Genomic DNA, 24,450 nt, shown 5'->3' on the forward strand with positions numbered 1-24,450 from the left:
CTCCAGCCGCACCCCCACCGCCGTCTCCCGCGGACTGTATTGCAAGGCATTGGCGACCAGGTTGGTCGCCAGCTGGGCCAGCCGCTCACCGTCCGACACGAGCGAGGTCTCCCCCTCCACCTCCCAGCGCAACTGGCGGTCGGGCCTCGCGATGCGCAGCTCCTCCAGGACCTGCCCCAGCACGTCGCGGAGGTCCTGGGGCCGGGTGGCGAGCGGCAGCCCTCCCCCCAGGCGCGTCCGGGTGAAGTCCAGCAGGTCGCTCACCAGGTCGGTCGCCCGGGTCGCCGTCCTGCGGATGCGCTCGAGGATGTCGCGGGTGGCCGCGTCCCCACCCCCGCGCATCAGCCCGACCTGCACCTGCATCAGGATGGCCGCCAGCGGATTCTTCAGGTCATGGCTGACAATGCCAATCAGGTGCCGCTCGTGCTCGGCCCGCGTCCGCTCCTCGGTGACATCCCGGGCAATGGACAGCACCGACAGGACGTTGCCCCGGTCGTCACGCTCCGGCAGCAGGCGGGACTGCACCGTCCGCCGCCCGTCGGCCCCGGGAAACTCGAACTCCAGCGACACCTCGCGGCCGGTGAAGGCCTCGTCGATGGCGACGTCCCACTGCTGGACGCGCTCCGCGGGCATCCCCAGCTCCGCGTTGGTCTTCCCCAGGAAGTGCTCCACCGGCTGCGCCGTGAACCGGAGGATGCTGGGGCTGACGAAGGTGTGGCGGTGCTGCCGGTCGAACCGGGCCACCACGTCCGGAAGGTGCGCCGCCAGCCGGCGGAACCCCTCCTCCGCATGCCGGAGCCGCTGGTGGAGCTGCTGGGTGCGCAGCTGCGAGGTGACACGCGCGAGCAGCTCCGCCGGATCATAGGGCTTCGTGACGTAGTCGTTGGCCCCCGCCTCCAGGCTCGCCACCACGTCCGCCTTGCTCCCCGCCACGGTGAGCATCAACACCGGGAGCTCCGCCGCGTCCAGCTGGGCACGAAGGAAGCGCAGCAGCTCGATGCCCGAAAGCCCTGGCAGGTTCAGGTCGAGCAGCACCAGCGCGGGACGAACTCCGAGCGCCAGCCGCTCCAGCATCGTCGGGCCCTCGGCGAAGACCTCCAGCACACAGTGCCCCTCCAGCACCCTCCGGGCGCGCTCGCGCTCGAGCGCGCTGTCCTCCACCAACCACACCCCCGGCAACGCGTCCCCACCGCCTTCGAGGAAGCGTTGTCCCTGCTCGGACGGAGATGCCACGGACGGTGAGGACAACGGATGCACGGGACTGCCTCCACGACCGCGTGACACACCGCGTCTTGGGCGACCTACCGTCCGCCCCGGTACTGGGTCAATGAGCCCTGTAACAGGGTGCGGTGTTCCACGGGAGACGATCACCCGGCCGCGTGCGTGCGAGCGGACGGGCGCAGGCCCGGCGGTGCGATGGTTCCCCCGCGGGGATGCGGACACGACAAGGCCCCCGACCCGGTGACAGGTCGGAGGCCCTGGGCCCTACGGAGGCCGCTTCAGACTACGGCGTCGCGGGGTCGAAGTTGGAGAGCGTCCAACCCATGCGCTCGTGGCCGAACTTGTTCCAGTCCGGGTTCTTGCCGTTGACGATCTGCGCGTCCGTGTAGCCCGGCGCGGCCGAACCGGAGCCGGAGCCGGAGAAGATGTTCACGCTGATGGTCGAACCCGTGTACGTCGGGTGCGTGTTGTCGGACTGGATGTAGTCGTAGCTGGTGCTCGCGTTCGCCAGGTGCAGGTTCGCGTCCCGCAGCGTGCTGCGCAGGGTCACGCTGATGCGCTGCACGTAGGCGTCCTCGGTCTCACCGGGGATGTAGGCAATCGCGGCCGCGTCCACCTGGCCGTCGCCGTTCGAGTCGTAGTCCGCCGCCATCATCTCCGCGAAGGAGTCCGCGCACTTGAAGCCATACGTCGACGCCAGGCTGCACGCGCGCCAGTTGCTGCGCGCCAAGAGCGGCAGGAAGTAGGTCTGCTTGTTCACCTTCTGCCCCGTCGCCGAATCCGTGCAGGCCGTCAGGACGTTGTCCGCCGCGAAGCCGGGGTAGTAGATGTTGGAGATGACCTTCACCTTGGCGGAGGTCGCGTACTGGTTGATGGCCTGCATGCCACGCTCCATGTACGTGGTGCACGCCGTCAGCGCCGCCTGCAGGCCGCTGTAGTTACACGTGCCCGTCTGGTCCGTGAACGCGCTGCGCGCCTGCAGGTAGTCGTTGCCACACATCTCGAACATCACGACGCGCGTGTTCGCCGTCTGCATGTACGAACGGTCCGCGACGATCTTGTTGTTATAGATGTCGTCCGCCTTCGCACCGGACTTCGTGCGGCGGATGACCTCCACGTTCGTGCCCCACTTCTTCGCCGCGTACTCACCTTCCACCACCGGAGCGCCACGGCGCGCCACGGCGCTGATGCCGCCGTTGTAGCCGGCGAAGATGGAGTCGCCGTACGCCACCACCCGGTACGTCTGAGACGCCGAACGGTTGATGGTCCACGACGTGTTCTGGTTGATGGTGCTGGCCATCGCGCTTCCACCCAACGTGGTGGCGGCGAGGACGGCGACGAGGGACAGCCCGCTGCGACGAACGGACATACCGGCTCCTGAGGAGGTAGGGGGTCTCCCCCCTGGAAGGGGAGAGGCCGCGCAAGGTACACGCCTTTGACTTTGGAATCACCTCCCAGACCTGAAATAGCTTTTCACTGAGCATTCCTGGTTGAACCTGAATTCCGCCACGTTGCGTCAGTGCCCTCTCTCAATGACGCGGCGTCCCAGATTGACGCGTCGTTTCACCATGTTTCAGGGTCTGGCGCCCGGCTCCGGTTGGAAGAATCCGCTGTCTGTGTTTGGGCGGGGGCGAACTTCCCGGCTGGGGCTGCCGCATCGCGCCTAGACTCCGCGGCCGTGAACCTTCCTCCGGGTGCCCGAGCGCTGGGGCAGTGGCTGCTGCTGGGCAGTGTCGTGGGCGGGGTGTGCGGCGTGGCGTCCGCGGTGTTCCTGGCGCTGCTGGAGCGGGCCACCGACTTCCGGCTGGGGCATGAGGCGTGGGTGTACGCGCTGCCCGTGGCGGGGCTCGTGGTGGGCGCGGTGTACGGCCGGTGGGGCGCGTCCATCCGGGGCGGCAACAACCTGGTACTGGACACGGTGCATGAGGGGGACGCGGTGCTGCCCCTGCGCATGGCGCCCATGGTGCTGCTGGGGACGGTGCTCACGCACCTGTTCGGCGGGAGCGCGGGGCGCGAGGGCACCGCGGTGCAGATGGGTGCGAGCCTCGCGGATCAGGTGGCCCACCGCTTCGGGGTGACGCGGGACACGCGGCGCGAGCTGCTGGCGGCGGGCATCGCGGGCGGGTTCGGTTCCGTGTTCGGCACGCCGCTGGCGGGGACGGTGTTCGGGATGGAGGTCGTGTGCGTGGGGCGCCTGGGCTACGAGGCGCTCCTGCCCGCGCTCACCGCCGCGGTGGTGGGCGACCTGGTGACGCGCGGGCTGGGCATCCACCACACCGTGTACCCGTCGCCCCAGGCGCTCGCGCTCACGCTGCCCGTGCTGGGCAAATGGCTGGTGTTCGCGGCCGGAGTGGCGCTGGTGGCGGTGGCCTTCATTGAAGGCACGCACGGGCTGAAGAAGCTCCTGGAGCGGCGGGTGCCATGGCTGCCTTTGCGCATGGCGCTGGGCGGGCTGGGCGTGGTGGGGCTGTGGCAGCTGTCCGGGACGAACGAGTACCTGGGCCTGGGCGTGCCCGGCATCCTGCGCGCGTTCCACGACGTGTCGCTGCCGTGGGGCGCGTTCGCGTGGAAGTTTGTCTTCACGGCGGTGACGCTGGGCGCGGGGTTCCTGGGCGGTGAGGTGACGCCGCTGTTCTTCATTGGCGCGTCGCTGGGCAACGTGCTCGCGCGGCTGTTGGGCCTGCCGGTGGACCTGGGCGCGGCGGTGGGCATGGCGGCCCTGTTCGCGGCGGCGTCCAACACGCCACTTGCACTGTCATTGATGGCGGTGGAGCTGGTGGGCGCGGCGGTGCTGCCCCACGTGGCCATCGTCGCCACGGTGGCGTACCTGCTCACGGGACACCGGGGCATCTATCCGTCGCAGCGCATCGCCCGGAGGAAGCTGGGCGGGCCGCTCCTGGAGCGCATGGTGTCGCTGCGGGAGCTGCACGAGACGCCCCGGAAGCCCGGGGCGCCCCGCCAAGGTGTGTCGGATATCCCTCCCGGGTCCGGCCGGGGCTAATGCCCCGCCTTCACCTCGGAGATGGGAGCGGCGGGCAGGAGGCCCTCGGTGTGCCAGAACTCCACGTGGCCGGTGTCGAGCGAGTAGATGGCGGAGACGACGGCGAGCTCTCCCGCGTCCACCCGGGCCTTGAGCAGTTCGGAGCGCTGGGTGAGCTGACGGGTGACGGCGTCCACGTTGGCGTGCGCGGCCTTCACCACCTTGGGGTCGTGGCGATCCGCATCGGTGAGGCCCGCATCGGAGAGGTTGCTCTTCACGGACGAGACCAGCGCGTCCAGGTTGGGCGAGCCCGCGCTCTGGCCATCCGGGATGGCGAGGCCCGTCTTCACGGCGCCGCAGGACTCGTGGCCCATGATGACGATGAGGCGCACGCCCAGGTGGGCGACGCCGTACTCGATGCTGGCGAGGGCCAGGGGCTCCAACTCGTTGCCGGCCTCACGCACGACGAAGAGTTCGCCCAGTCCCTGGTCGAAGACCAGCTCCGGGGCCACGCGCGAGTCGCTGCACGCGACGACGATGGCGTGGGGATGCTGCTCGTTGGCCAGCGCGTTGCGCACGGCGATGGTCTGCGCGGGATGGCGGGCCACTCCCTTGGTGAAGCGGAGGTTGCCCAGCTCCAGCCGGTGGAACGTGACCGGCGGCGCTTCGGGCTTCACGGCGGGGTGGGACGGCGGCGGCGCCTCGGCGAACGCGGGCATGGAGGTGCCCAGCAGCGCGACGGCCGCGACGGTGCGAAGAAGAGGAATCATGGTGGAAGACCTGCCTTGGGATGCGCGCCGGGAGGGGGGTTCCGGAGCACGCCGTGGGTAACAGGACCGCCTGGCCGAAACCAAGGATTCCGTGCCGGGGTCACGAAAGCGTCACGCGGAAGATGCCTGCGGGGTGTTGCCTTCCAGGCGAGCAGGCAGCGCGCGGAGGCAGGTCGGTCGCCACCGTCCATCTACTCAAACATTCGCTCACATACCCGGACCCATGCTGATTAATTCCAACAGGTTGTGAGTTGTACAGGTCGAGATATCTACTCACCTATCTACCCATGACCGCCCCCTCCGAGTTCCTGGACGTCCTCCAACGCCTGCAGCCGGTGCGGGCGGAAGCGCTCCAGGAGCACTTCGGCGTTTCGCAGCAGACCCTGTCGCGGTGGCTCAAGGCCGCGGGCGCCGGGGTGTGCCGGATGGGTCGGACCCGGGGCGCCCTGTATGCCCGGACGCGCGAAGTGCCGGGGCTGGGGACGCAGGTTCCCATCCACCGGGTGGACGAGACGGGCCAGGTTCATCGGGAAGGCGCACTTCACTTCCTGTCCCCCGGCGGGACGTGGATGGAGAAGGCCCAGGGCCTCGGGCAGCGCTTCGAGGGATTGCCTCCCTTCGCGGAGGAGATGAGTCCCCAGGGGTACATGGGCCGAGGCTTCCACGAGCGGCACCCGGGCCTGGCGCTCCCTCCGCGCACGACGGACTGGAACGATGATCAGCTCCTCGTCGCCCTGGCCCGACGCGGTGAGGACTGCACGGGGGACCTCATCCTGGGCGAGGAGTCCCTGAGCCGGTACCTCGGCCTCGCCACGCAGATCCGGGAGGTCCAACGCGAGAGCTACCCCGAACGGGCCCGGACCTTCCTGGCGGAAGGCATGGCGTCCTCCGCCGGAGGCGAACAGCCGAAGCTCGCCGTCTACGCCGGGGGTCGGCATGTGCTCGTGAAGTTCGCGGATGCGAGCACGGGCAGCGCGGGACAACGGTGGCGGGACCTGCTGGCGTGTGAGCACCTCGCGCTGGAGTCTGTTCGCGCGGCGGGCTTCGACGCGGCCCGGACAGAGTGGTTCGACCTGCGGGACCATCGGTTCCTGGAGGTCGACCGATTCGACAGGATTGGCCTTTGGGGACGGCGTGCCCTGCTGTCATTGCGCGCCATCGACAATGAATACATCGGGTCGGGGGGCCACTGGACGGAGGTGGCGTTGCGTCTGCTGGCCGAACGTCGGCTCGCCCAGGAAGACGTCCGACGGATCCGCTGGCTCGACACCTTCGGTCAGCTGATTGGAAACACGGACCGACACCTCGGCAATGTCTCCTGCTTCATGGAGCCTTCCGGCCGGTTCCGGCTCGCGCCCCTCTACGACATGCTGCCCATGGTCTTCGCTCCGGATGGCGCGCACCTTGTCGAGCGAACCTTCAGGCCCGCACCGCCAACGGCACACAACCTGGATGTCTGGGCAGACGCCGCCCGTCATGCACTGGCGTACTGGGGCACGCTCATCGCATCCAGCGACTTGAGCGAGGACTTCCGCCAGCGCTGCGTCACCTGCCGGGAACAGCTCGCGGACCTCATCGCCCGCGTGCCTGTTCACGGCACCGTCTGAGCCGTCAGCCCCACCGCGCCATCCTCGCGCCGCCGCAGCTCCGGCGTGGCCACGCGGAACTCCGCGGGCAGCATTCGCAGGATGCGCTCACGGCGATACCGGGCGCTCGCCAGCCGCTGCTCCAGCGCCGCCTTCTCCGCCCGTGCCGCCTTGTCCTGGGGCCCCGCGCGCACGACCAGCGTAGCCAACCTGCGGGACACTTCCTCCAGCTCCCGGTCGATGAGCACGGGCTGGATGTTGCGGCGGACCCTTGCCTTGCGGCCGGTGGCGTTGTTCTCGATCCATACCGGCAACACCGCCACGTCTCCCAGCGCCACCGGTGTCCCAGGCTCCGCGCGCGTCACTCCCACGCGCAGCAGCAGCGAGTCCCGCTTGTCTCCCTCCGTGCCCTTCCTGCCGGTGGCGTGCTGGTAGAAGCGCCCCTGGTTCGCCACCAGGTTGCCCAAGGAGTACGCGATGAGTCCCCGCCTCCCGGACTTCGTCGTGTACGCCTCCAGCGGCTGGAGCACGTGCGGATGATGTCCGATGACCGCGAACGCTCCCGCCTCCAGGAAGGCCTGCCCCAGCGCCCGGTCCAGCGGGTTCGGCGTGTCTGAATACTCCCGCCCCCAGTGCCCCATCACGAACAGCGCGTCACACTTCGCGGCCGCGGCGCGCACCCGCTCCACCGCCTCCTCCTCCCGCAGCCCCCTGCGCGCCTGGTTCCCCGGATAGGGCACCAGCGCCGCGTGCGGTGCGTTCGCCTCCTTCGGGTTGCTGAAGCCATTCAGGATCCGCGTGAAGGAGAGGAACCCCAGCCGCACCCCTCGCACCTCCAGGAACACCGGCTCCCAGGCCGCGTCTCGCGTGGCCCCCGTGCCCACGTGGCGCAGGCCCGCCGCGTCCAGGTTCCGCAGCGTCTCCACCATGCCCTCCGGACGCTGATCCCTCGCGTGGTTGTTGCCCGTGGACACCAGCTTCACGCCCGCCCCCACCAGGGCCCGCACCATCGCCGGCGGCGCGTTGAAGACGAGCTCCTGCGTCACCGCCTTGCGCTCGTCCGTGACGGGCGTCTCCAGGTTCACCACGCCCACGTCCGCCGTGCGCAGCACGTCCGACAGCGGCCCGAAGACGTGGTCCCACCCCTCGTGGTTGAGCGAGGGCGCCACGCCTCCCTCCGGCGGCACCGCCCCGCTCCTCGCATGGGCCTTCGCCACCGACTTCACCTCGCCGTGCGGAATCACGTCCCCGCCGAAGACGAGCTCCACGCGCACGGGCGCGGCCATCCCCAGCAGCGGCAGCAGCCACAGCAGGAGCGCGGCCACGACGCCGGAGCCAAGGCGCGACTCACCCACCACGGGGCTCCCGCACGCCGATGATCACATCGCGGTTCCACCGGTCGCGCTCCTCGACGTACTCCTCCGGCGGCGAGAACAGCGGCCACCAGGGCGCGAGGTCCGTGTAGAGGTGGGGCTCTGCCTGGGGAGGCGGAATCACGATGCGCGAGGCCATGGGGGTCTGGCTTTGTACCGCCCGGACAGCGGGGACGTCCATGACGCCCCCGCCGGAGTCCGCCGGCCCTTCCGGACTACCCTGCTACAGCGCTATCGAACCTGGATGGCATCCGCGACGACGTAGGTGCCCGCCGTGACCCAGCGGCTCAGCTGCACCTTGTTCCAGCCCGCCGGGAAGCTCCATGTGCCCAGCGTGTTCCACCGGGCACCGTTGAGCGTCTGGTTCACCTTCACGTTCGCCAGCTGCGTGCCCGTGGCGCTGGTGACGATGAAGGGCGCGGCCGTGGAGCGGTCCGTCGCCGCCGTCCACCACGCATCCACCGTCTTCGTGCCCGCCGCCGCCAGGTAGAAGTAGAACGTCGCCGGCTCCGACACCGCCGCGCCCGGGGACACCAGGTAGCTGCTGCCGTAGTAGCCCGCCACGTTCGTGGACGACGCCCAGCTCGTGCCCGTCAGCTGGATGTAGCCCTTCGTCTGGTCGTTGTTCGCGTTGTTGCTGTCCACCACCAGGCCCGTCGTCGTCCCACCGCCCGTCGTCCACAGGTACGTCACGTCCACCCAGTCGTTGTTCGACATCCCCAGGTCCGTCCAGAACGTCCCGTCCGCGATGTCGATGCCCGCGGGGTTCGCCGGCCGACGCCCGAATTGATCCAACCCGCCGTTGAAGCCGTCCTGGTACGCCGCCTGAGCCTCCGGCTTGCCCTGCGGCAACGTCTTCCACATCTCGCGCACGCTGGACGGATTCCAGTAGTCATCCTTCGTGTTCCAGGGGCCCACGTCCCACACGGACGTCGTCGCGCACTTCGCCGTCTTCGCGTAGCAGACGCGCACCTGGTACTCGGAGCCCCCGTTCGACGCGAGCCCCCGCCGCGACGGCAGCGCCACGAAGCGATCATTGCTCTTGATGACGTGCCCGTTGGCCGTCGTGCCGCCCACCAATCCCTCACGGGTGGCGTAGACGCGGTAGGTCAGCGGCGCCAGGGTTTGCAAACCCTGCTCAGTATCAGTTCCCTCCCGCCAGCCCTCCAGGCTCAGCTCCTGGACCACCGGGCCCCGGCCGCGCTCGTCCGCCACCAGCGCCAGCCGGACCTGCACCTCCGTGCCCGCGCGGGGCAGCCGCACGGCCTCGCCCCCGGTGGCGGTGCGCCACTCGCTCCAGGCGCCCCCGGGCACGCGCACGCGCACGTCCACCTCGACGCCCGTGCCCAGGGACTGCGTGGCCTGGAGCCTCGGGCGGAACGTGTCCACGGCTTCCGGCAGCGTGCGCGCCGGGAACGTGTAGAGGCCGGTGAGCCGGCTCAGCCCTTCCGGCCGGCGCATCACGCCGTTGGGCTCGTAGAGCAACCCGTCCCGCGTGCGCACGAGCTCGCCCGTGCCCTCGCCCCCGGACAGGTCCTCCGTCCAGCGCTGCGCTCCCGCCTCTACCTGGAGTTGCTGCGGCGCGGGCTCCGCCGCCGCGACCCCTTGCGCGAACACCGCGCCCAACATCACCGTCATCACCGTGGACCGCCACGACGCGCGCATGCCTGGACTCCGGGGAAAGGGAAAAAACATTTACCCGGATATATTATAAATTCCTTACTTCTCGGAATTCAAGATCCGTCGCAGGCCTGGTACTTCACCGGCATCGAGCAGCCCGCCATGGGGCAGTCCGGCGACGCCGCCGCTTCCTTGTCGCGGGCGATGACGGCCTGGAGGGATTCGCCCCCCAGGCATTGGACGTGCGGCTCGACGCCCGGGCAGCAACCACAACCACAGGCCGTGTACGAGGAGGCCTCTGGAGCAACCTGCGCGGAAGCATCCGGGGCCGCGGCCTGAGCCGGGCGCGAGCCCTGGGAGACACAGCCGGCCGACAGCGCCAGCAACAGCGGGACGAGCATTCGCATGTCCTGGAGGATAGCCGACCCGCTGCCTCAGTAACCCGTCCGCACCAGCACGGGATGGCCATTGTCTTCGTAGACATTGCCCGTGGACGTCTGCGCGAACGTGGCGTCGAACACCAGCGTGTACGACGTGTCCGGGTTCGACGTCTGCGCCGAGCCCCGGTCGAACTTGTTGCGCAGGAACGTGCCACCGCCGCCGGCCGCGCCGCCGCCGTTGATGCAATACACGCCACCGCCGAACCAGTTGTCCTCGATCTTCAGGTTCGACGAGGGCCCGACGATGGTATTGATCATCATCGCGGCGATCTGCTTCTTCGGGTTCGGCGTGGGCAGGGTCCCCATCGTCTGGTCGTGGTACGCGGAGAAGTTCGAACCAATCACTTCCAGCCCGCTGCCGCCGTGCGACTGGAGCACGTCGTTGTGCGTACGGGAGTCGGTGCCCGTGTGGTTCGGGTCGGGCGAGAAGTGCACCAGGTCGTGCCCGTAGCTTCCCTGGATGGACACGTTGACGGGCTCATCCGCCGCCGCCGGAGCGACGGAGAACGCATCCACCACGCCCGACACGTTGGTGCGGTAGGCCGTGTAGTTGCGCATGCCAATGCCATTCACCCAGTAGGTGGGATTCGCCGCGCGCACGGTGGTGAACTCGATGCGCGCGTTCGTGCCGCCGGTGCCAATCTGGATGATGGCGCCGCCCCCCGTCATCGCGGGCCCTCCGTCCACCACGCAGTTGCTCACCACCGTGTTCGCCGCCTTGATGATGACCCGGCCGTGGACGAGGGTGTCCGCCAGAAGCTGCCCGGCCGTGCTCAGCGTGACGTCCCCGTTGACGACCTTCGTCGGGTAGGCGCGGATGATGCCCGCGCCCGTGTTCGCTGCCGTCGGCTTCGTCTGACGCAGGACGAAGGTGTCCGCCGCCTGCTCCTGCGTGGCGGGGGTGGCACCCTCGGACGCCGGGGACACACCCTCGCCGCAGGAGATGAGCAGGAGCGCCGAGGACAGGAACGCGGGGACCGCACGATAAATGTTCATGAGACAAGGAGACGCGAAACACGTCTCCCCGTCAATCAAGAAAATCGTGTATAGAATGTTTTACCTACTTGGTACCGAACAGGCGGTCACCCGCGTCGCCCAGGCCCGGCAGGATGTAGCCGTGCGCGTCCAGCCGGTCGTCGATGGCGGCGGTGAAGACATGCACATCCGGGTGGTGCTCGCGCAGGTTCATCAGGCCTTCGGGACACGCGAGCAGACACACGAAGCGCAGGCTCCCGGGACGGCTGCGCTTCACGCGCTCCAGCGCCGCCACCGCGGAGTTGCCCGTCGCGAGCATCGGATCACAGACGATGACGTCCCGGTCCTCCAGGTCGCCCGGCACGCGGTAGTAGTACTCCACCGCGCTCAGCGACTCCGGGTCTCGGTACAGCCCGATGTGGCCCACGCGCGCGGACGGCACCAGTTGCAGCAGCCCGTCCAGGATGCCCTGCCCCGCGCGGAGGATGGGCACCAGCACCAGCTTCTTGCCGTCCAGCACCCAGCCCGTGGTGCGGGCCATGGGCGTCTGGATCTCCTCCTCGCGCAGCTTCAGGTCGCGCAGCGCCTCGTACCCGAGCAGGAGGGAGATCTCCTCCAGGAGCGCCCGGAAGGACGCCGTGCTCGTGTCCGTCCTGCGCATCACCGTCAGCTTGTGCTTCACCAGCGGGTGATCCACCACCGTGCAGTTCGGGAAGTCCATGGGTTCTCCTCGCGCCGCCGGGGGAGCCCCGGACGGCCTGTGGGCCTGCGCTTCACGCCTCTTCAGAAGACCGTTCCGTCACTGCGCACGCGGATGGGCGGCACCCCGCCGGGGCGCAGCTCCGACGCCACCCGGCGCCCCGCCGTCCACGTCCCGCCCTGGAGCACCTTCGCCAAAGGCAGCTCCTCCGCGCTCAAATCCAGACGTCCGCGCACCAGCGCCGCCACGCGGTCCAGCAGCGCCACCGTCAGCGCGCGCCACTCCACGATGGGCGCGTCGCCCGGGTCGTACGCCTCCTTCAAGAGGCGCGGGTCCTGGGGCACCAGCACGCCCAGGTCCACGAAGAGCCCGCCGTTGCGGTACTCCGGCAGGCCGGTGAGCGCGTCCAGCTCCGTCACCGTCACGCCCGCTTCCGCGAGCGGCTCCACCAGCGAGTACGCCAGCCACTGGGACAACTTGTGGAAGGGCACCAGCGCGTCCGCGCTGTCGGACGGGCCCAGGGCCGGGTGCGGCCACACGTCCCCCAGGTTGATGCCGTCCACCGTGGTGCGCCCGGGCCAGATGGGGCCCAGCACCTCCAGCACCGTGCCCAGCACCTCCGAGGCCCGCACGCTGCGGCGGTGCGCCGCGAGCATGTCGAACATCGACCCCGGCCTCGGCAGCACCCGCGACAGCCCCTGCATCAGGTGCAGCCGGCCCTCCACGCCGAGCAGCGGGTTGGACTCGGACACCTGGAAGCCGCGCTCCAGCGCCTCGCGCGTCATCCGGCCCAGCGCCTCCGCGTCCGCGCGCAGCGGCCGGTCCGGATCCGACGAGAAGGCCCCCGCCATGAACATCCGCAGCGACGCGACCGCCAGCCCCTCCGAGCGCACATAGGACGCGCCCCCCGCCTCCTGGTAGCGCCACACGGGCCCGCTGCCCGCGTCCAACAACACGCTCACCACGCCCAGGTCCACCTTCGCCCGGGCGCGCTCGTCGGGCGGCAGCGGGGCCAGCCGGGCCTCCAGCTGCGCGAGCCTCGGCACCCCGCCCGCGTCGAAGTGGCGCCAGCGGCTGTGCACCGGGATGTCCAGCCGGGGGTACGCTTCGTGCGTCACCGCCAGCACCCGGTCCACCACCACCGGCAGCCGTGACGGCTCCACCCGGAAGTACTCCAGCCTCCCGGCGAGCCCCAGGTCCAGCACCTGGTGACACCGCTCGCGGATGGCCGCCGGGCTGCGCAGCCACGCCACCGTCGGAGACACCTCCCGCACCCGGATCGCGTCAAGCATCGAGGTCCCTTCCCTTCACCTGCGCCAGCGTCCCCGCGTCCGCCACCGGCCCGCGTGTGAAGTAGCCCGCCGCCTTCTTCGCCTCCATCTCCACCTTCGCGTCCGCCGGGATGAGCCCCTCCGGAATCGGCACGCGCTCCAGGATCTCAATGCCCGAGCGCACGATGGCGTCGTGCTTCATGTCGCTCATGGAGACGAAGCGGTGGATGCGCGTGATGCCCAGCCAGTGCAGCACGTCTGGCATCAGCTCCTGGAAGCGCATGTCCTGCACGCCCGCCACGCACTCGGTGCGGTGGAAGTACGTGGCCGCGGAGTCGCCGCCCTCCTGCCGCTTGCGCGCGTTGTAGACCAGGAACTTCGTCACCTCGCCCAGCGCCCGGCCCTCCTTGCGGAAGTACACGATGAGCCCCACCCCGCCCTGCTGCGCCGTGCGCACGCACTCTTCAATGCCATGCACCAGGTACGGACGGCAGGTGCAGATGTCGCTGCCGAACACGTCGGAGCCATTGCACTCGTCATGCACGCGCGCCGCCAGCGGCACGTCCTTGTCGGCGAGCTTCGCGATGTCGCCAAAGACATACAGCGACAGGCCTCCAATGGGTGGCAGGAACACGTGCAGGTCCGGCCGGGTGATGAGCTCCGGGAACATGCCGCCGGTGTGCTCGAAGAGGCCCCGGCGCAGCGCTCCCTCCGTCAGGCCGAAGCGCTCCGCGATGCCGGGCAGGTGCCAGACGGGCTCCACGGCGGCCTTCACGACCTTGATGTCGCCGTTGGCCGCCACCAGGTCTCCGTCCACCTGGAGGCGCCCGGCGAGCATCGCGTCGCGCACCTCCGGCATGTTGATGTGGGCCCGGGTGACGGCGATGCTGGGTTTGTAGTCCACGCCCTGCTCGGCGTAGGCGCGGAACACCTGCCCCGCCACCGCGCCCCAGGGGTCCAGCGACACGATGCGCTTGGGGTCGCCCCAGGACGGGTACGGGCCCACCTGCGCCGCGGGCGAGGTGTTGGTCAGGTCCGCCTTGTGGTCCTGCGGCAGCTTGCCCGCGGACACCGCCAGCGCGCGGTAGATGGCATACGCGCCGGAGTGCGTGCCAATGACGTTGCGGTGCGCGGGGTCGGAGAGCGTGGCCACCACGGGGCCCCGGCGCAGCGGCTCCGTTTCGCCCCAGCGCAGGGGCACTCGCGGCACCTGGCCATCCGGATGCGAGGTGAGACGGATGTGATTGACGGGCTTCTTGTCAGCCATGGGAGCGCCCTCCTGTCGGGCGCGGAAACTGGGAGCGAAAGGCGTTGGGAGGTGGGGGGGGGTCAGCTCAGCGGTCAGCTCATCCACGAGCCGTCGGTGCCGGCGGACCACTTGCGCGTCACCTTCTTGAGGTGGCTCCAGAAGTCGAGGCTGGACGGCCCGGTGATGTCGCCGTGGCCGAACTTCGACTCGCCCGTGCCTCCGAATGAGAAGGGCTCGCGAGGCACCGGCACGCCCACGTTGACGCCCACCATGCCGGCCTTCGCCCCCTCCACCACCGCCTGCGCCACCGCGCCCCGGGTGGTGAAGATGGAGACGGCATTGCCATACGGAGACGCGTTCTCCACCTTGAGCGCCGCCGACAGCGTGGTCACCCGGACAATGGACAGCACCGGGCCGAACAGCTCGCGCCGGGCGGCCTCCATGTCCGGCCGCACGCCGTCCAGCACCGTGGGCCCCAGCCAGTGGCCGTTCGCGTACTGCTCCCCCGGGGGCCGCGCGCCGCGCCCGTCCAGCAGCACCCGCGCCCCGTCCGCCTTCGCCTTCGCGATGGCCGTCTCCAGCCGGTCCACCGCCCCCCGGTCGATGAGCGCGCCCATGCCCGGGCCGACCTCCAACCTGGAGGCGCGCCGCACGATGTCGTCCACCAGCGGCTGCACGTCCCCCACCGCGAGCAGCACGCTGGCGGCCATGCAGCGCTGCCCCGCGCAGCCGGTGAACGAGTCCACCACCGCCTGCGGCGTGAGCTCTGGATCCGCGTCCGGCACGATGATGAGGTGGTTCTTCGCACCGCCCAGCGCCAGCACGCGCTTGCCGTGGCGGCTGCCCTCCGCGTACAGGTGCCGCGCCACCGGCGAGGAGCCCACGAAGGCCAGCGCCTTCACGTCCGGGTGCTCCACCAGCGCGTCCACCGCGGCCTTCGCGCCGTGCACGACGGAGAAGACGCCGGGCGGGAAGCCCGCCGCGACCATCAGCTCCCCCAGCGCGCACGCGGTCAGCGGCACCTTCTCCGACGGCTTGAGGATGAAGGCATTGCCCAGCGTGACGGCGATGGGGAACAGCCACAGGGGCACCATCGCGGGGAAGTTGAACGGCGTGATGCCGGCCACGACCCCCAGCGGCGCGCGGCGGTACTCACAGGTGACGCCGCGGCTGACCTCCATGCTCGCGCCGCCATCCAGGTTCTGGAGCGACAGGGCGAAATCACAGACCTCCAGGCCCTTGAGCAGACCCGCGCGGGCCTCCGCCACCGTCTTGCCCGCCTCGCTCGCGGCCAGGTTCGCCAGCCGGCCCAGGTGGGTGTCCAACAGCTCGCGGAAGGTCTGCAGGCGTTGGGTGCGCTCTCGCAGCGGCGTGAGGCCCCAGTCATGCGCCGCCACCTTCGCGGCCTCCACCGCTTCAGCGACTCCGGACGCGGTCGTCAACGGCACCCGGCCGATGACCTCGCCTGTGTAGGGACTGCGGACCTCTTGCGTCGGGACCTCGGCGGGTTGCACCCATTCCCCGCCCACGAGGTTGCGACAAGAGACAACGCTCTCGGGAAAACGAACAAAGGACACGCGCACCCCCCCGGTGTTTGCGTGACGAATGAGGGGCAATGATAGACGCAAGTCGTTGACGCCTAGCAAGGCGGGGGGACACGCGCCGTCAATCTTCCCGCGTCGGCGTGTCTCAAACCCGACCGATGCGAGGGCGGGTGTTCAGCGGATCCGGGTGCGCCAACGTGCGCGCCGCGCCTCGTCAGGCCTGCGCGAGCATCCGCTGGTGGCGCTCCGACAGCGCGGCCGGGTCGGTGACGCCGCGCAGCTCCGCGATGGCGGTGGCGTCCTCCGTGTCCGGGTTGAGGCCCAGCGAGACGGCCTCCAGGTACAGCTCCAGCGCGAGGAGGAAGCGCGAGTCGGCGGTGAGCGGATCCCCCTGCTCACGCATCAGCTCGCCGTCCTCGCGCACCAGCCGCGCGAGCATCCGCACGCGGGCGTGGGTGCCCAGGAGCCGCGAGGTGGACTCGGCGTCCGCCAGGGTGAGCGTGCCGTACTCCATGCCCAGCACGGAGAGGGCCGTCTCCCGGATGAGCGCGCGCGCGTCCCCATACCGCTTCTCCTTCCGGGCCCGGAGGATGCTGGCGATGGCCGCCACGAACTGCTCGATGGCGCGCTCGATGAAGTCCTTGCGGAGGGACATGGGCAGCAGAGGGTAAGCCCGTCCGGGGGGCCACGCACCTTTCCCACCGGGCGGAGCCCCCCGTGTGACATGCAACCCAGGGGGTTTCTTTGTTTTCACCGGGAAACACGCCCCTGGAGACCCGGTCCCCGGCCTGGTGTGCGACCCAACGACCCGACCGCGGGCCCCGCTCCGTATCCCTTTTCGAGCACGCCTCGCCGAAGCACCGGGCGACGTCGAAGCGGCCGGCCTGCACGACGACGCCCCCGACGCGAAGCCCGCCCTGTGGATCATCCCCGCGGACCTCGTCCCGGAGTTCCTGGAACACCTCCACGAGCAGACGGCACCCCGTCCGCCCTCCCCCACCCTGAAGGAGCTGTCATGAGCCTGATGCAGACGCAGTACCTACCGCACGTGCAGGAGACCCGAGCCCGCCTGGAGACGGACGCCGTGGTGCGCACGCTGCTGTCCCCGGACATCACCCCGGCGCTGATGGAGCGCTTCCTCATCGAGTGGTCCGCCCGGGGCGCGTACATGACCGAGCCGGTGGATGGATGGATCCGCGGCGCGGGTGAGCGCTGCATCGCGCTGGGCCAGGAGAAGGTGGGCCGGCAGCTCATCACCCACGCCAAGCACGAGGCCGGCCACCACCTGATGACCATTCAAGACGCGCGCGTGCTGGTGGGCACCTGGAACCGGCGCCACACAGTCACCCTGGATGCGGACGCGCTGGTCGCGCAGGAGCCCACGCAGGCCATGCGCGAGTACCGCCAGGTGCACGAGGAGGCCATCACCGGCGACCTGCCGCTGGGCCAGGCCGCCATCGAATACGAGGTGGGCTACCTCGCGGTGGTGCTGGTGCCGCGCATCCTCGCGCGGGTGCGCGCGGTGCTGGGCCAGGGCACGCTGGACACGCTCACCTTCCTCCGCGAGCACGCGGAGGTGGACGTGGGCCACACCGCGCTCAACGAGCGGATGATGGAGGAATTGCTGCGCTCGCACCCGGAAGAGGGCCGGCGGCTGGCGGCGGTCGGCACGCGCGGGCTGGACTGCTACCTGCGCTTCCTGGACGACTGCCTGCGCGCGGCCCGCGAGGACGTAGGCATCCGCGCCGCCGCGGCGGCCTGAGCCACCCGGCGGGGCTCAGGCGCGGTACGGCAATTCGACCGTGAAGGTGGCGCCGCGTCCGGGTTCGCTCTCGACGTGGATGACGCCGCCGTGGGCCTCCACCACCTGCCGGGCAATCCAGAGCCCCAGGCCCAGGCCTCCGAAGCTGCTCGACGACACCGCGCGCTCGAAGCGGTCGAAGATGCGGGCCTGGGCATCGAGCGGAATCCCGATGCCGCCATCCCGGACGACGAGCGTCGCCCGGTCCGCGCCCGCCTTCACCCGCAGCTCCACGGGCTGGCCCGCCCCGTACTTGAGGGCGTTGGAGAGCAGGTTCGTCACCACCTGCTCGATGCGGGTGCGCTCCCACTGGCCCGGCACCGGCTCCTCGGCGAACACCTGGAGCTGGCAGCCGGAGCGGGTCACCGTTTCGGAGGAGCGGTCCACCACCTCCCGCACCAGCTCCGTCAGGTCACAGTCCTCCACGTGGGGCTGGATCCCGCCCGCACCCAGGCGGACCACGTCCAGGAGCTCCTCCGTGAGCGCTCCCAGCCGCTTCACCTGCCCCTGCGCCCGCGCCACCCGCTCCTTCACGCGGGGGTTCTCCACGTCCCGCACCAGACCCGTGAGCGAGTGGAGCTGGAGCTGGAGGACCGTGAGGGGCGTGCGCAGCTCGTGCCCGGCGATGGCCAGGAAGTCATCGCGCAGCTGCACCGCCGCCAGCAGCTCCTTCTCCACGCGCTTGCGGTGCTCGATCTCCGATTCGAGCGCCTTGGAGCGCTGCTGCAGGGCGGCGACCTCACGCAGGCGCTGCTCCTCGAACTGGACCTGCGTATAGGCCTCCGTGGGGCTCACGTGGGCATGCGCGGAGCAGACGTCGTGGAACACCTGCGCGTCCCCCTGCGTCTGGAAGCCGCCCATCGCGTAGGCACACAGCAGGCTGAACGGGTGCACCCGGCCCAGGTCGTTCCACTGCGCTTCCAACAGGAGCGCGGCCCGGGGGTTCGAGTCCTTCAACAGCAGGTCCACCATCTCGCCGTAGGCGCGAACCCTCCGTCCTCCCGCGCCCCGGCTGCTCTTGTCGAGCACCGCCCCGATGACCTGCTGGAAGCGCTCTTCGTCGGGCATCCCCCAGACCATGAACTTCGCGAGGGTCTCCCGGGCATCGAGCAGGACGAGCCGCCCGTCCGCCAGGGCGCGCTCCACGTCGAGGCCCATCGCCTTCAGGCGCGCCTTGAAGCCCTTGCGGTGGATCTCCGTGGCGATGACGACCGCGGGCTCACCGGCCTGGAAGCCCAGGTCCAGGAACCTCGCGACCACGTCGAAGAGGAAGGCCGGATCCTCATAGAACTGAACGCGGTGGCTGCCCCCGGCCGGAGGAGGTTGTCGTTGCGCGGTGCTTCCGTGGGCCAGGGCGAAATCCATACAGCATCGTAGGGCTCTCCCAGGAATAGGCACCTCCCTGGTCGTCCAGGTGCCGAGCAGGCAACCCCACACCCCGACCTAGACACAGGAGGGAGGTTGCGCACCCGACATCACCGCGGTTCGTGCGCGGACTTCCGTGTCTCCCAGTACGCACGGGCCGCGGGCACGGAGACGAACTCGCGCTCCGGGTAGCGCACGGCGGTCAGCTTCCCGCCGAACACACAGCCCGTGTCCACGCAGGCCGTGTCGTGGATCCATTCGGCCTCCGGCACGGGCGTGTGGCCGTACACCACGGTCGCCGCTCCCTGGTATTGCGCGGCCCAGTCGGCGCGCACCGGCAGGCCGTACGCGTCCGCTTCGCCCGTCGTCTCGCCGTAGAGCGCGAAGTCGCGCGCCTCGGTGGAGTCGCGCCCGTGCATCGCCGCCTTCAGGCCCGCGTGCGCCACCACCAGCCGGCCGCCATCCAGGACGTACTGGAAGGGGCGCCCTTCGATGAAGTCCGCCACCGCCTGCTGGAACTCCGGGGGCTCGCGCTCCAGCTGCGCCAGGGTCACCGCGAGCCCAGCCGACACGCGCATCTCCCGGCCCCGCAGCTTCTTCAGCAGCTTGAACTCGTGGTTGCCCGGCACGCACAGCGCCGTGCCCGCCTCCACCATCCCCATCACCAATCGCAGCACTCCCGTCACGCCCGGCCCCCGGTCCACCAGGTCGCCCAGGAACACGGCCCTGCGCCCCGTCGGCACGCCCACGTCGAACCCGGGCGCGCCGTCCGCGCGCGGCGCGACCGTGTAGCCCAGCTTCGTCAGCAGCGCCGTCAGCTCCTCCAGACACCCATGGATGTCTCCGATGATGTCGAACGGCCCGTGCTCGTGCGGGAGGAGGCCGGGCACGGGCTGACGCTCGAAGGACACCGCGTCCACCGTCTCCGGCGTGAGCACGTGGAGGTGCTTGAAGCCCTCCTTCGGCAGGCTTCGCAGCGCGCTCTGCAGCTGCTGCCACTGGTTGCGCAGTGCGCGCGGGCTGGGGACCGGGCCGGTGCGCAGCCGGTTGCGCTCCAGGAGGAGCACCTCCGGCAGGTCCAGCACCATCGCCACCAGGGGCACGTGGTGTTCGCGGGCCAGGGCCGCCCACCGCTTGCGTGAGTCGGCGCTGAAGGGGACGTCATCGAGGACGGTGAGCCGCCCCTGGGACAGCCGCCCCGCCACCTCGGCGTGCAGCGGGGCCTCCGCGTCGTCGGCTCCGGACAGCACGTCCGTGGGCGGGAAGTGCTTGTGGGCCAGGGTGGACCTGCCCGAACCGGAGGGACCGATGAGCAGCACGAGGGACTGCTCGGGGATCTGGATCTTCATGATGAGCCCCCCACGGGCCAGCGTGTGGCCCCCTGACACGCGCGCCCTGAGCCCTCACTCCAGGGGCAGGACGTACGCCTCCAGGAACACGTCTGGCTTTTCCAGGTCGCCCGCCGGCACGCGCTGGTAGCCCCGGCGCTGGTACATGCGCGCCACGCCCACCGCGCCCCGGCGCACGTGGAGCGAGATGGCCTTCACCCCCCAGCGCCTCGCGAGCACCTCCGTCTGCGCCAGCAGCGGCTGTGCCAGCCCCTGGCCGTGGACGCGCACCGACGTGGCCAGGGCGCGCAGGTCCGCCGTATCGGGCAGCCAGGCCTCGCTGCCGGGCGCGCCGGGCGGGTACAGGGCCACCGTGCCCACGACCTCGCCGTCCAGCTCCGCCACCAGCACCGTGCCCGCCTTGCGGCGCGAGGCCACGTCCCGGAGGAACGCCTTGCGCTGCTCCGAATAGACGATCTCCGGCAGCTTCTTCGCGTACTGCGTGGTGTAGGCCTCCACCAGCAGGTCGCCCACCACCTTGTCGTCCTCGGGTCTCGCCTCGCGGATGAGGGCCCGCGTCACCACGTCCGTGCTCATGCGCCGCGCTCTAGCATGCCGGCCCGCGGGTCGCCTCCGACATGAATCCTCCCCTCATGGCGTCCGGACAGGCGGCCGCCTCCGCGTCCAGCCCCACCGCCGGCCCGCCATGCGCCGGCGAATCCACCGGCCCCGGCGTCGGCGCCGGCGCCGGCGGCTCGCCCATGTCCGGTGCCGACGGGTCGTCCTCCGTCAGCTCCTGGTAGCGGTGGATGAGCCGCAGCCGCGCCGCATCGAACGCGGCACCGTCATCCGGCACGCGCGACGCGGAGGGAATCAGCTCCCGCGCCACCTGCCGCGCGAAGTCCGGGTCGCCCGCGTCGCTCACGGCCTTGAGCCACTCGTAGTCCTGCATGCCCTGACGGATGAGCTTCAGGCGCAGCGACGCCACCGGCACGTCCGTCATCCCGCCAATCACAGACGGGGTGCCCGGGTAGAAGAGCGTCCCGTCCCCATTGCCATTGAAGTGGTGCTGATCCGTCCACGCCGTGGGGAGCAGGTCCACCGTCTGGTAATACAGCTCCCCCGTCGCGCCCTGGAGGAAGGACACCCACTCCATCGCCCGCCCCTTCGCCGCCGAGCGGTCCACCATGTACGACGGCCAGCCCGAGCCCGGCGTGTTCTCCGGCATGTGGCTCCCCGGCCCGCAGCCGTGGCTCATGCAACTCTGATACATCCACATCTCCGTACCGGGGCGCGAGAGGAAGCCCGTGTACGTCTCGCGCTGGTCCCCCAGGAAGCCCGGCTCCGTGCCGTCCAGGTGGTTCACCAGCGGCACCGCCACGTCCACCAGGGACTCCACGTCGTTGCGCTTCAGCTGGAACGCGTTCGTCGTCAGCATCGTGCGCAGTCCGGGCGCGGCCTGCCGCACCAGCTCCCCCTTGGTGCGCACCTCCACGAAGGTCGACCCGTAGGGCGGCTCGTCGCCAATCTGCACGTAGGCCTGGTCCAGCCAGCCCTGCTCCCGCGCGTGCGCGGTGAAGTCGCCCAGCGCGTCGGCGGTGAGCGGGCCCCCGTACTCCAGGCTCGTCATCCGCGCGCCGGGCAGCCGCGTGGGCGCGGTGCCGCCCAGGTACGGGCCCCACGTCGCGTCGAAGTCGCTCCACGCGACCGGCCAGGGCGGGAAGAGGCTGGACAGCGTGAGGCGGTGCTCCAGCGCCATCCGCTGGTAGCGCGCGAGCAGCGGCTGCAGCTCCTGCGGCGTGCAGTCCTCCCGGCCCAGGTGCGCGCGGCACACGTACGGCGGCCACACCAGGAACGCCGAGGACAGCGAGGCCGTGCTCGGCATCACCGCGTCCACCACCGTCAGCCTCGCCGTCACCTGCCGCTGGAAGCCTCCGTCCGCCTCCACCATCACCGTGCCCGTGTAGTCGCCGGGTGGCGCATCGTGCGGCACGTGCACGTCCACCCAGATGGCGCGCGCCTCGCCCGCGGGCACGTCGAAGGGGAAGGCGCGGCGTGCTTCGCCCGCGATCTCATCCGTGTCCGGCACCAGCCCGTCCGGCCAGGGGCCCACCGCCTCTCCGACCACGGAGGGCTTCCGGGTGATGAGGAGCGCCTCGCGGTACAGCGTCACGTCCGGCCCCGTCAGCGTCGCGGGCCCCTCCAGCGCGGGCAGCCGGGCGCGCACGCCCTGGAGGCCCCCGTCGCCTCCGTGCAGCGCCACCTGGAAGGAGACGAACTCGTTGCGCGCGGCGGTGAGCTGCACCCCGGTGGCGCTCCCGGGGGCGGCGTCCGGCCGGACCTTCACCATCATCCCCTCCCCCCACACGGCGGGCCCGGCCGCGAACACCGGCCAGGCCGTGGTCAATGACAGCAACGCGAGCCCGAACAGTCGAATCGCCAACATGCGAAATGAATGCGCACCGACAGTGAATGGCGACCCACGTCGGGGCCCCCTGACGGCCCATCGCTCAGGCGGACCGGCGCTCCGCGTCTCGTGTGTTGGGGGGTGGCGCCATTCTCAGACAGGGTGCGCTGGAAACAGGGGCCAGCCGGCGGCTTGTTCCCACGCCTGGCGCGATGCGACGCCCAGGGCTCCGGCTCAGAGGAAATCGCCGATGAGCCAGATGAGCCGGTCGCCCAGCTTCTGAAGCGCGCCCCGGCGCTTCCAGCCCTTCCAGTGGATCTCCACCGAGTGGGTGAGGTCCTGCTCGAAGGCCACCTCCAGCTCCTTCGCCAGCACGGGGTCCTCCATCAGCACGGAGCCCTCCTCCTCGTGGTTGAGGGACAGCGGGTCGAAGTTGGTGGAGCCCACGACGCTCAGCGTGTCGTCCGCGAGCATCGTCTTGGCGTGCATCATGGACACCTCGTACTCCCAGATGCGCACGCCGGCCTCCAGCAGCGGCGCGTAGGCCGCGCGCTGCCCGGCGAGCACGGGCTTCACGTCGTGGTAGCGGCCCGGCACCAGCACCCGCACGTCCACGCCCTGCCGGGCCTTCTCGATGAGCGCGTCGCTGAGCGCCTTGGGCGGGATGAAGTACGAGTTGGCCACCCACAGCCGGTGCTTCGCCGACGCGATGGTGAGCAGCCACATCTTCGACGCCTGGGACAGGTAGCGGTGCTGGGTGCTGGCGACGAAGCACGCCCGCGCGTCCCCTGCGGGCGTGAGCGGGGGGAAGGCCTCCGGCGGCAGGAAGTCCCCGCCGGCCTCCTGCCAGTTCTGCGCGAACGCCAGCTGCATGCCGCGCACGGCGGGCCCGCGCAGGCGCACGTTGGTGTCGCGCCAGGTGTCCGCCGCGTCGCCGTTGCCCAGCCAGCTGCGCCAGATGCCGAAGCCGCCCGTCAGTCCCACCTCGCCGTCGCGGATCACCAGCTTGCGGTGCATGCGCGAGCGGATGCGGTCCGCGTCCAGGGACGCCACCGTGCCCTGCAAGGAGCGGTAGAGGCGCACCTCGCAGCCCGCGTCCACCAGCACGGGGGCCACGACCTCGAAGTTCACGCTGCCCAGCGGATCCACCAGCACGCGGCACTGCACGCCGGGCCTGCGCTCCCGCAGCGCGATGAGCAGCCGGTCCGACGGGATGCCCGGACGCCAGATGTAGCTGGCCAGGTGGATGCTGGTACGGGCGGCGCGGATCTCCTCCTCGATGACGTCGAACACGCGCCCGTTCATCACCAGCTCCACGCCGTTGCCCGGCTCCAGCGGCATCCCGAGCGTCTGCGTGATGGCGACGTCGCGCGCCGCCGGCTCCTCCGGCAGCGAGCGCAGGAGCAGGTCGTGTCGATGGTTCGGGTACGGGCACCCCGCCAGGAGCAGGGCAACCAGGATGAGCCAGGCCAGCCGCAAGGTCCCGAAGCTAGAGCGGCCCTCCGTTCCGCGCATCCACCGCGTGCAGGGGAATGAAGGAAGCGCGGGGAGCACCCCGGCGACCGTCCACCGCAGGACGGTTGCCGCCGGTGTCTTGCGCGGCGGGTGGTGCCGGGCTCGCCGCATGCGCACTGCTGGGAGCGACGGGTGGAGGCGGCCCGCGCACGGAGGACGGACACAGGCATGGCGCGACGGGGGAAGGGACCGGCACGGAGCCGGGGGCACCGGGCGCTCCTGCTGGCGGGCCTGCTGGGCGCGCCGGCCGTGCTCGCATCGGAGGCCCAGCCTCCGCGAGAAGCGCCACCCCTCCCGTCCGATAC

General features: G+C 70.6%; 21 protein-coding genes. 3 read left to right on the forward strand and 18 right to left on the reverse strand.

Annotation, left to right across the window (positions count from 1 at the left end; translation table 11 throughout):
- Both D7V97_RS16275 and D7V97_RS16280 read right to left on the reverse strand, forming a co-directional pair.
- Positions 1 to 1,257, reverse strand: a 1,257-nt coding sequence (locus tag D7V97_RS16275) for a response regulator (RefSeq protein WP_158623375.1), incomplete at its 3' end; no start/stop codon positions are given.
- Positions 1,258 to 1,504: 247 nt separating this feature from the next.
- A complete protein-coding gene (locus D7V97_RS16280; protein ID WP_120611558.1) occupies positions 1,505 to 2,590 on the reverse strand; it encodes an SGNH/GDSL hydrolase family protein in 1,086 nt (361 codons plus the stop codon).
- 309 nt (positions 2,591 to 2,899) lie between these two features.
- Here D7V97_RS16280 and D7V97_RS16285 point away from each other — a divergent pair, with 309 nt between their 5' ends.
- Positions 2,900 to 4,222 (forward strand): chloride channel protein, encoded by a 1,323-nt coding sequence (locus D7V97_RS16285; protein ID WP_120611559.1) that lies wholly within the window; start codon positions 2,900 to 2,902, stop codon positions 4,220 to 4,222.
- On the opposite strand, the gene D7V97_RS16290 is transcribed toward D7V97_RS16285, so the two are convergent.
- Positions 4,219 to 4,971, reverse strand: coding sequence for a carbonic anhydrase (locus D7V97_RS16290; RefSeq protein ID WP_120611560.1), 753 nt, complete (start codon positions 4,969 to 4,971; stop codon positions 4,219 to 4,221). The two genes, D7V97_RS16285 and D7V97_RS16290, sit on opposite strands and share 4 nt — an antisense overlap.
- Positions 4,972 to 5,258: 287 nt before the next feature.
- Between D7V97_RS16290 and yjjJ the strand changes: the two genes are divergently transcribed.
- On the forward strand, positions 5,259 to 6,578 hold the full coding sequence (gene yjjJ / locus D7V97_RS16295; RefSeq protein ID WP_120611561.1) for a type II toxin-antitoxin system HipA family toxin YjjJ: 1,320 nt from the start codon (positions 5,259 to 5,261) through the stop codon (positions 6,576 to 6,578).
- Here the strand turns inward: yjjJ and D7V97_RS16300 are convergent.
- From D7V97_RS16300 to D7V97_RS16345, 10 genes are all read right to left on the reverse strand, one after another.
- Positions 6,563 to 7,912, reverse strand: a complete 1,350-nt coding sequence (locus tag D7V97_RS16300) for a CapA family protein (protein ID WP_233582874.1) — start codon at positions 7,910 to 7,912, stop codon at positions 6,563 to 6,565. The genes yjjJ and D7V97_RS16300 overlap by 16 nt on opposite strands.
- On the reverse strand, positions 7,905 to 8,069 hold the full coding sequence (locus D7V97_RS44655) for a hypothetical protein (RefSeq protein WP_158623376.1): 165 nt from the start codon (positions 8,067 to 8,069) through the stop codon (positions 7,905 to 7,907). Before D7V97_RS44655 ends, D7V97_RS16300 begins: the two co-directional genes overlap by 8 nt.
- Before the next feature lie 92 nt (positions 8,070 to 8,161).
- Positions 8,162 to 9,595, reverse strand: a complete 1,434-nt coding sequence (locus D7V97_RS16310; RefSeq protein ID WP_120611563.1) for a hypothetical protein — start codon at positions 9,593 to 9,595, stop codon at positions 8,162 to 8,164.
- A gap of 68 nt (positions 9,596 to 9,663) precedes the next feature.
- Entirely contained in the window at positions 9,664 to 9,957 is a 294-nt protein-coding gene (locus tag D7V97_RS16315) for a hypothetical protein (protein WP_147444830.1), read from the reverse strand.
- Positions 9,958 to 9,984: 27 nt separating this feature from the next.
- Entirely contained in the window at positions 9,985 to 10,986 is a 1,002-nt protein-coding gene (locus D7V97_RS16320; RefSeq protein ID WP_120611565.1) for a hypothetical protein, read from the reverse strand.
- Positions 10,987 to 11,050: 64 nt separating this feature from the next.
- Positions 11,051 to 11,686, reverse strand: coding sequence for a uracil phosphoribosyltransferase (gene upp / locus D7V97_RS16325; protein ID WP_120611566.1), 636 nt, complete (start codon positions 11,684 to 11,686; stop codon positions 11,051 to 11,053).
- A gap of 62 nt (positions 11,687 to 11,748) precedes the next feature.
- Positions 11,749 to 12,957: a URC4/urg3 family protein gene (locus D7V97_RS16330; RefSeq protein ID WP_120611567.1), complete on the reverse strand. Its 1,209-nt coding sequence runs from the start codon at positions 12,955 to 12,957 to the stop codon at positions 11,749 to 11,751.
- Positions 12,950 to 14,203: a GTP cyclohydrolase II gene (locus D7V97_RS16335; protein ID WP_120611568.1), complete on the reverse strand. Its 1,254-nt coding sequence runs from the start codon at positions 14,201 to 14,203 to the stop codon at positions 12,950 to 12,952. Before D7V97_RS16335 ends, D7V97_RS16330 begins: the two co-directional genes overlap by 8 nt.
- 74 nt (positions 14,204 to 14,277) lie before the next feature.
- Positions 14,278 to 15,762 carry a CoA-acylating methylmalonate-semialdehyde dehydrogenase gene (gene mmsA, locus D7V97_RS16340; protein WP_120611577.1) on the reverse strand — a complete coding sequence of 495 codons (1,485 nt, stop codon included), beginning with the start codon at positions 15,760 to 15,762 and terminating at the stop codon, positions 14,278 to 14,280.
- A gap of 181 nt (positions 15,763 to 15,943) precedes the next feature.
- Positions 15,944 to 16,384 (reverse strand): hypothetical protein, encoded by a 441-nt coding sequence (locus tag D7V97_RS16345; protein ID WP_120611569.1) that lies wholly within the window; start codon positions 16,382 to 16,384, stop codon positions 15,944 to 15,946.
- Between the two features lie 360 nt (positions 16,385 to 16,744).
- Between D7V97_RS16345 and D7V97_RS16350 the strand changes: the two genes are divergently transcribed.
- Positions 16,745 to 17,491, forward strand: coding sequence for a hypothetical protein (locus D7V97_RS16350; protein ID WP_120611570.1), 747 nt, complete (start codon positions 16,745 to 16,747; stop codon positions 17,489 to 17,491).
- Between the two features lie 15 nt (positions 17,492 to 17,506).
- Here the strand turns inward: D7V97_RS16350 and D7V97_RS16355 are convergent, their stop codons facing one another.
- The 5 genes from D7V97_RS16355 to D7V97_RS16375 all read right to left on the reverse strand — a co-directional run bounded on the left by D7V97_RS16355 (position 17,507) and on the right by D7V97_RS16375 (position 24,109).
- On the reverse strand, positions 17,507 to 18,895 hold the full coding sequence (locus D7V97_RS16355; RefSeq protein WP_120611571.1) for an ATP-binding protein: 1,389 nt from the start codon (positions 18,893 to 18,895) through the stop codon (positions 17,507 to 17,509).
- 110 nt (positions 18,896 to 19,005) lie between these two features.
- On the reverse strand, positions 19,006 to 20,244 hold the full coding sequence (locus tag D7V97_RS16360; protein WP_120611572.1) for an AAA family ATPase: 1,239 nt from the start codon (positions 20,242 to 20,244) through the stop codon (positions 19,006 to 19,008).
- Between the two features lie 54 nt (positions 20,245 to 20,298).
- Positions 20,299 to 20,820: a GNAT family N-acetyltransferase gene (locus D7V97_RS16365; RefSeq protein WP_120611573.1), complete on the reverse strand. Its 522-nt coding sequence runs from the start codon at positions 20,818 to 20,820 to the stop codon at positions 20,299 to 20,301.
- Positions 20,821 to 20,830: 10 nt separating this feature from the next.
- Complete coding sequence (locus D7V97_RS16370; protein ID WP_120611574.1) at positions 20,831 to 22,669, reverse strand: DUF4091 domain-containing protein; 1,839 nt, start codon at positions 22,667 to 22,669, stop codon at positions 20,831 to 20,833.
- A 195-nt stretch (positions 22,670 to 22,864) separates the two neighbouring features.
- Complete coding sequence (locus D7V97_RS16375) at positions 22,865 to 24,109, reverse strand: phosphatidylserine/phosphatidylglycerophosphate/cardiolipin synthase family protein (protein ID WP_120611575.1); 1,245 nt, start codon at positions 24,107 to 24,109, stop codon at positions 22,865 to 22,867.
- Positions 24,110 to 24,450: the final 341 nt, after the last annotated feature.

This window comes from Corallococcus sp. CA053C, from assembly GCF_003611675.1.
Lineage (GTDB): Bacteria > Myxococcota > Myxococcia > Myxococcales > Myxococcaceae > Corallococcus.

What these genes read in the sequence shown, in the direction of transcription:
- D7V97_RS16280 (WP_120611558.1), bottom strand. Translation starts at nt 2,590, where the DNA reads ATGTCCGTTCGTCGCAGCGGGCTGTCCCTCGTCGCCGTCCTCGCCGCC.
- D7V97_RS16290 (WP_120611560.1), bottom strand. Translation starts at nt 4,971, where the DNA reads ATGATTCCTCTTCTTCGCACCGTCGCGGCCGTCGCGCTGCTGGGCACC.
- yjjJ (WP_120611561.1), top strand. Translation starts at nt 5,259, where the DNA reads ATGACCGCCCCCTCCGAGTTCCTGGACGTCCTCCAACGCCTGCAGCCG.
- D7V97_RS44655 (WP_158623376.1), bottom strand. Translation starts at nt 8,069, where the DNA reads ATGGCCTCGCGCATCGTGATTCCGCCTCCCCAGGCAGAGCCCCACCTC.
- D7V97_RS16310 (WP_120611563.1), bottom strand. Translation starts at nt 9,595, where the DNA reads ATGCGCGCGTCGTGGCGGTCCACGGTGATGACGGTGATGTTGGGCGCG.
- D7V97_RS16315 (WP_147444830.1), bottom strand. Translation starts at nt 9,957, where the DNA reads ATGCGAATGCTCGTCCCGCTGTTGCTGGCGCTGTCGGCCGGCTGTGTC.
- D7V97_RS16320 (WP_120611565.1), bottom strand. Translation starts at nt 10,986, where the DNA reads ATGAACATTTATCGTGCGGTCCCCGCGTTCCTGTCCTCGGCGCTCCTG.
- upp (WP_120611566.1), bottom strand. Translation starts at nt 11,686, where the DNA reads ATGGACTTCCCGAACTGCACGGTGGTGGATCACCCGCTGGTGAAGCAC.
- D7V97_RS16330 (WP_120611567.1), bottom strand. Translation starts at nt 12,957, where the DNA reads ATGCTTGACGCGATCCGGGTGCGGGAGGTGTCTCCGACGGTGGCGTGG.
- D7V97_RS16335 (WP_120611568.1), bottom strand. Translation starts at nt 14,203, where the DNA reads ATGGCTGACAAGAAGCCCGTCAATCACATCCGTCTCACCTCGCATCCG.
- D7V97_RS16345 (WP_120611569.1), bottom strand. Translation starts at nt 16,384, where the DNA reads ATGTCCCTCCGCAAGGACTTCATCGAGCGCGCCATCGAGCAGTTCGTG.
- D7V97_RS16350 (WP_120611570.1), top strand. Translation starts at nt 16,745, where the DNA reads ATGAGCCTGATGCAGACGCAGTACCTACCGCACGTGCAGGAGACCCGA.
- D7V97_RS16355 (WP_120611571.1), bottom strand. Translation starts at nt 18,895, where the DNA reads ATGGATTTCGCCCTGGCCCACGGAAGCACCGCGCAACGACAACCTCCT.
- D7V97_RS16360 (WP_120611572.1), bottom strand. Translation starts at nt 20,244, where the DNA reads ATGAAGATCCAGATCCCCGAGCAGTCCCTCGTGCTGCTCATCGGTCCC.
- D7V97_RS16365 (WP_120611573.1), bottom strand. Translation starts at nt 20,820, where the DNA reads ATGAGCACGGACGTGGTGACGCGGGCCCTCATCCGCGAGGCGAGACCC.
- D7V97_RS16370 (WP_120611574.1), bottom strand. Translation starts at nt 22,669, where the DNA reads ATGTTGGCGATTCGACTGTTCGGGCTCGCGTTGCTGTCATTGACCACG.